Raw genomic sequence first — 4,743 nt, forward strand, 5'->3', positions numbered from 1 at the left:
AACGCAACGTTGTTCCTGCCGCGGCCGAGCTCGGGGTGGGTTTTGTGCCCTATTCGCCGCTGGGCCGGGGATTCCTCACCGGCACCGTGGACGCGTCGAAGCTGGGCAGCAGCGACTTCCGCCGCAACATCCCCCGCTTCGCCGAGGCGGCGATGGACGCCAACCAGGGAGTGATTGCCGCGGTGCGGTCCGTCGCGGCGGAACTTTCTTCCGACGGGCAGGCCGCAACTCCTGCCCAGGTCGCCCTGGCCTGGCTTCTGGTGCAGGGCCGGAGGCTGGGACTGCCCGTGGTCCCCATTCCCGGCACCCGCAAGGCGGACCGGATCGACGAGAACCTGGGAGCCCTGGCGCTCGACTTCACCCCGGCGCAACTCGAGAAACTCGACGCCGCCGCGGACGCCGTCGTCGGCTCCCGCTCCGCGGACCCCAACTGGGTGTCCGAGGGCCGTGAATGACCGCGTCCGTAGACTGAAACCCATGGACTCGCTCATTCACTCGTTACGTGACATCACCATCCGCCGGATTTCGGTCAGCGAGATGGACAACAACGTGTATCTTCTCACCAGCAAAGCCTCGGGCGCGCAGCTCCTGATCGATGCGGCCGATGATCTGGCCGCCATCCAGGGGCTGCTTGCCGACGCCGCCGCGGATACCTCCGCGGCGGCGAAGCTGGCGCTGGTCGCCACCACCCATCAGCACTGGGACCACGTCCGTGCGCTGCCGGGCCTGGTGGCGGCCACCGGGGTGAAGACGGCGGCCGGGACGGAAGATGCCCCGGAACTGCCGGTGTCGGTGGATGTGCTGCTGGACCACGGGGACGTCGGCAACTTCGACGGCTTCAACGTGACGGCAGTGCACCTGCGCGGCCATACCCCGGGCTCGATCGCCCTCGTGTACCAGGACCCGGAGGGCCCGGCGCACATTTTCTCCGGCGACTCGCTGTTTCCCGGCGGCGTGGGCAACACCCAGAAGGATCCGGAGCGGTTCGCCCAGCTGATCAGCGATGTCAGCGAGCGGCTGTTCGACGTGTATCCGGATGACACTGTGGTGCACCCGGGCCACGGGAAACCGACCACCTTGGGCGCGGAACGCCCGCACCTGGCAGAGTGGCGCGCCCGCGGCTGGTAGCTGGCGCTGCGTGCTTTGCGCCGTGCTGGGTAGCTGGCGCGGCACTTCGTGGCTGGCGCTGCGCGAAATGCCGGTCGCTGCGGAATTCCCGTAGCGTCCGGCATTTCGCGTAGCGCGAGCTACTTTGTGTAGCGGAAAACCGAAACCTTAGCGGCTGCGGCGTTCGTTCGACGCCGGGGCGGACGCGCGGCGGGGGCCGCCGCTGCGTGCCGGACGGCCTTCGCTGGAACGGCCGTTGCCGCCGCCTGCGTAGGATCCGCCCGAGGTGCCGCCGGTGTTGGAGGACCAAACGGCCGCGTTGGAGCCGGTCTTGGCGCCGGCAGCTGCACGCTGGCCCGTTGCCGGACGTCCGCCGCGCTGCCCGCCGGTTGCGCCGCCCGTGCGGGGAGCGCCGCCCGTGCGGGGAGCGCCGCCGGTGCGGGGTGCGCCGCTGCGGGGAGCCGAAGCGCCCCGGGCGTCGCTGCGTCCTTCTGCGGCGCGGCCGTCGGAACCGCGGCCGGCCGACGCGCGGCCGCCTGCAGCCGGAACGTCGTTGCGGTGCGTGCCGTACGAGGTGGAGCGGCTGCGGACGCTGCGGCGCTCGGCGCGCTCGGCATCCTGCCGGTCCTCGTTGCGCTCGATGACGCGCTCTGCGGCGTTGCGCGCTGCAGCCTGGCCCTCGTAGGCCACGGCACGGCGCTCGGCACGCGGAAGGTCGGTGCGGGGAGCCTCGGCACCGACGCGTCCGCGTCCGCCACGGCCGCCCCGGCCACCCGCGGTGGGTGCAGCCTGGGTGGTGCGGCGGGCCCGCTTGCGCTCGGCGTTGGCGCCGGTGGAGCTGCCGCCGCCCTGGTTGGACTTGGCGGCCAGCAGCGCGGCGCGGGTGCGCGGATCGATCTTGTCGGCCATTTCGCCGACCAGTTGTGCAACCAGCGGCGAGTTCGCGGTGACGCGCTCGAAGTTGACGTCGACGCCGGCAGCCTTCATGAGCTTCTTGACGTCGGACTGCTGCTCCGGCAGGGTCAGCGTGACGACGGTGCCGTCGGAGCCGGCGCGGGCGGTACGGCCTGAGCGGTGCAGGTAGGCCTTGTGCTCCGTGGGCGGATCCACGTGGATGACCAGCTCGACGTCGTCGACGTGGACACCGCGGGCGGCAACGTCGGTGGCGACCAGGACGCGGACCTCGCCGGAGGAGAACTCGGCCAGGTTGCGGTCTCGGGCGTTCTGCGAAAGGTTGCCATGCAGGTCGACGGCGGGGATGCCGGCGTCAGTGAGGGTCTTGGCCAGCTTGCGGGCGTGGTGCTTGGTGCGCATGAAGAGCACCCGGCGGCCGGCACCCGAAGCGAGCTCGACGATCAGCTGCTTCTTGACGGTCTGGTCGTTGACGACGAGCACGTGGTGCTCCATGGTGGTCACCGCGGCCTGTGATTCATCCACGGCGTGGGTCAGCGGGTTGGACAGGTAGCGCTGGACGATCTTGTCCACGCCGTTGTCCAGTGTGGCGGAGAACAGCAGGCGCTGGCCCTGGCTGGGGGTCATGTCCATGAGCTTCTTGACCACGGGGAGGAAGCCGAGGTCGGCCATGTGGTCGGCCTCGTCCAGCACGGTGATCTCGACGCCTTCGAGGGTCAGGACGCGCTGGCGGATCAGGTCCTCCAGGCGGCCGGGGCAGGCGATGACGATGTCGACGCCGGCGCGCAGCGCCTTTTCCTGGCGGGCCTGGGAGATGCCGCCGTAGATCACGGTGGTGTTCAGGCCCATGGCCTTGGCCATCGGCTCGATGGTCGCGTTGATCTGGGTGGCCAGCTCACGGGTCGGCGCGAGGACCAGGCCCATCGGGCGGCCCGGCTTGCGGAAGTGCTTGGCTTCCCGCTCAGCGAGTCGTGCTACAAGCGGGATGGCGAAGGCAATGGTCTTGCCGGAGCCGGTGCGGCCGCGGCCCAGGACGTCGCGTCCTGCGAGGGTGTCCGGCAGGGTCTTGACCTGGATGGGGAACGGTTCCACGATCCCCTGGGCGGTGAGGGTGTCGGCGAGAACCTTGGGCGTGCCGAGGGCAGCAAAAGTAGTCATATGTTTCAAAGGTCTTTCAGGCGGTATCCGTGCGGATATCGGCCCCCGGTGCCGGTTGGCCCAGGGGTTCGCCGAAGAAAAGTCAGGTGATCAACCGGCCAGCTGCCATTCAAGGCGGCGGCCAGGACCAAATAGAACGCGTTCATCGACGCAGGATGTGCCTCTCACATGAAAAAATCCCACTCCCTGCGGGCGGATTCCGGAGGGAATCCAGCAGGGGAACCGGTTGATGAACCGGACCGATCATTCAAGACCAAAGTGGGCATCACTGCACATCAAGTTCCTTCAGTCTATCATCCGGCGGGGCCAGTGCCGTTTTCTCCCGCTCACGGCACCAGGCTGGGCGCCTGGAACAGCGGGACGTGCGACGCCGGCACCCTGGCCGGCGGGGCGTCCGGCGCCGCCCGCCCGGGGACCCCGCCTGCGGCCGCGGCAGCGTGCGCGGGGGCCACCACGAGCGTGGCGCAGGCACCGCGCGTGGCGTCGGAACCGCGCGTGCCACCGGAACCGTACGTGGCTGCCGGGACCGCCACCCGCAGGATAACCAGCGCCTCGGCGTCAATCAGCCTCCGGGTTCCGGTCTTCTCATCCAGGATCCAGAACAGGTCCGTGGCCGCGACCGTCCGGATCACCTCGCCCCGGTGGAAGAGTTTGCCGTTATGCCATGCTTCGATCTGATCCCCCACCGACAGCTCCTCACACGATTGAACCTGCCGCGCATCTTCTGCAGTCATGGCCTGATCCTTCCTCAGATTCGGATTCACCCCAGTGTCATTCCGCTCTCCGGCTCCAGACTCCACCACCGAGGTTTCGGGAGCGTTTCCGTGCCGTGATCTTCGTGTGTCCAGTTTCGGGCGCAGCCGATTTACTGGTGTCGCCCGGACCCTTCCCCTGCCATGATGGTGAAGAACCCCCGACCCCACGACCCCCCCAAGGACAACGATGACGGAGCACGAGCACCGCGAAGACAACAGCAATGCCAGTGCGGCCCAAGTCTGGGACGAGAAGTACCGCAGCCGGGCGAGGATTTGGAGCGGCGAGCCGAATCCGCAGCTGATCGCCGAGGCCGCCCCCCTGCCTCCCGGGACGGCCCTGGACCTGGGCTGCGGCGAGGGCGCGGACGCCATCTGGCTCGCCAGCCGCGGCTGGAAAGTGACCGCCCTCGACGTCTCCGCCGTCGCGCTGGAACGGGCCAAAGCGCATGCGCAGGAGCGCGGGCAGGCCGGGAACATCACGTGGGTGCAGCAGGATCTGGCCACCTGGGTTCCCGGGGAGCTCTTCGACCTGGTCACAGCCCAGTTCCTGCATTCCACCGTGATGCCCTGGCAGCAGGCCCTGCAACTGGCCGCCGCCGCGGTGCGGACCGGAGGAGCGCTGCTGATCGTGGGCCACCACCCGGACGGGCTGCCGCCTTGGAGCGAGCACCACAATCACGCGGAGAGGTTCTACACGGCCGAGCAGCTGGCCGCGGAGCTGGGGATCGGGGCGCCCGAGTGGCGGCTCGACGTCGTCGACACCCGGCACCGCAGCGCCACCGGACCCGACGGCGAGGCTGCCGCGCTGACG

General features: G+C 69.4%; 5 protein-coding genes. 3 read left to right on the forward strand and 2 right to left on the reverse strand.

What is annotated here, in order from left to right; genetic code table 11:
* Positions 1–455, forward strand: a 455-nt coding sequence (locus BJQ90_RS16735) for an aldo/keto reductase (RefSeq protein ID WP_226761345.1), incomplete at its 5' end; no start/stop codon positions are given.
* Positions 456–477: 22 nt separating this feature from the next.
* Positions 478–1,128 (forward strand): MBL fold metallo-hydrolase, encoded by a 651-nt coding sequence (locus BJQ90_RS16740; protein ID WP_226761346.1) that lies wholly within the window; start codon positions 478–480, stop codon positions 1,126–1,128.
* A gap of 147 nt (positions 1,129–1,275) precedes the next feature.
* On the opposite strand, the gene BJQ90_RS16745 is transcribed toward BJQ90_RS16740, so the two are convergent.
* Together BJQ90_RS16745 and BJQ90_RS16750 are read right to left on the reverse strand one after the other, a co-directional pair.
* Positions 1,276–3,177: a DEAD/DEAH box helicase gene (locus BJQ90_RS16745; RefSeq protein ID WP_226761347.1), complete on the reverse strand. Its 1,902-nt coding sequence runs from the start codon at positions 3,175–3,177 to the stop codon at positions 1,276–1,278.
* A 326-nt stretch (positions 3,178–3,503) separates the two neighbouring features.
* The gene (locus BJQ90_RS16750) at positions 3,504–3,911 is read right to left on the reverse strand and encodes a hypothetical protein (RefSeq protein WP_226761348.1); all 408 of its coding nucleotides are present in this window, start codon (positions 3,909–3,911) and stop codon (positions 3,504–3,506) included.
* A 208-nt stretch (positions 3,912–4,119) separates the two neighbouring features.
* Here BJQ90_RS16750 and BJQ90_RS16755 point away from each other — a divergent pair.
* Positions 4,120–4,743 (forward strand): SAM-dependent methyltransferase (locus BJQ90_RS16755; protein ID WP_226761349.1); only part of this gene is annotated, 624 nt, incomplete at its 3' end.

Origin of the sequence: Arthrobacter sp. SO3 (genome assembly GCF_020532825.1) — a bacterium.
Lineage (GTDB): Bacteria > Actinomycetota > Actinomycetes > Actinomycetales > Micrococcaceae > Arthrobacter.

Excerpts from the sequence above, each read along its gene's own strand:
- BJQ90_RS16740 (WP_226761346.1), top strand. The coding sequence starts at position 478 with ATGGACTCGCTCATTCACTCGTTACGTGACATCACCATCCGCCGGATT.
- BJQ90_RS16745 (WP_226761347.1), bottom strand. The coding sequence starts at position 3,177 with ATGACTACTTTTGCTGCCCTCGGCACGCCCAAGGTTCTCGCCGACACC.
- BJQ90_RS16750 (WP_226761348.1), bottom strand. The coding sequence starts at position 3,911 with ATGACTGCAGAAGATGCGCGGCAGGTTCAATCGTGTGAGGAGCTGTCG.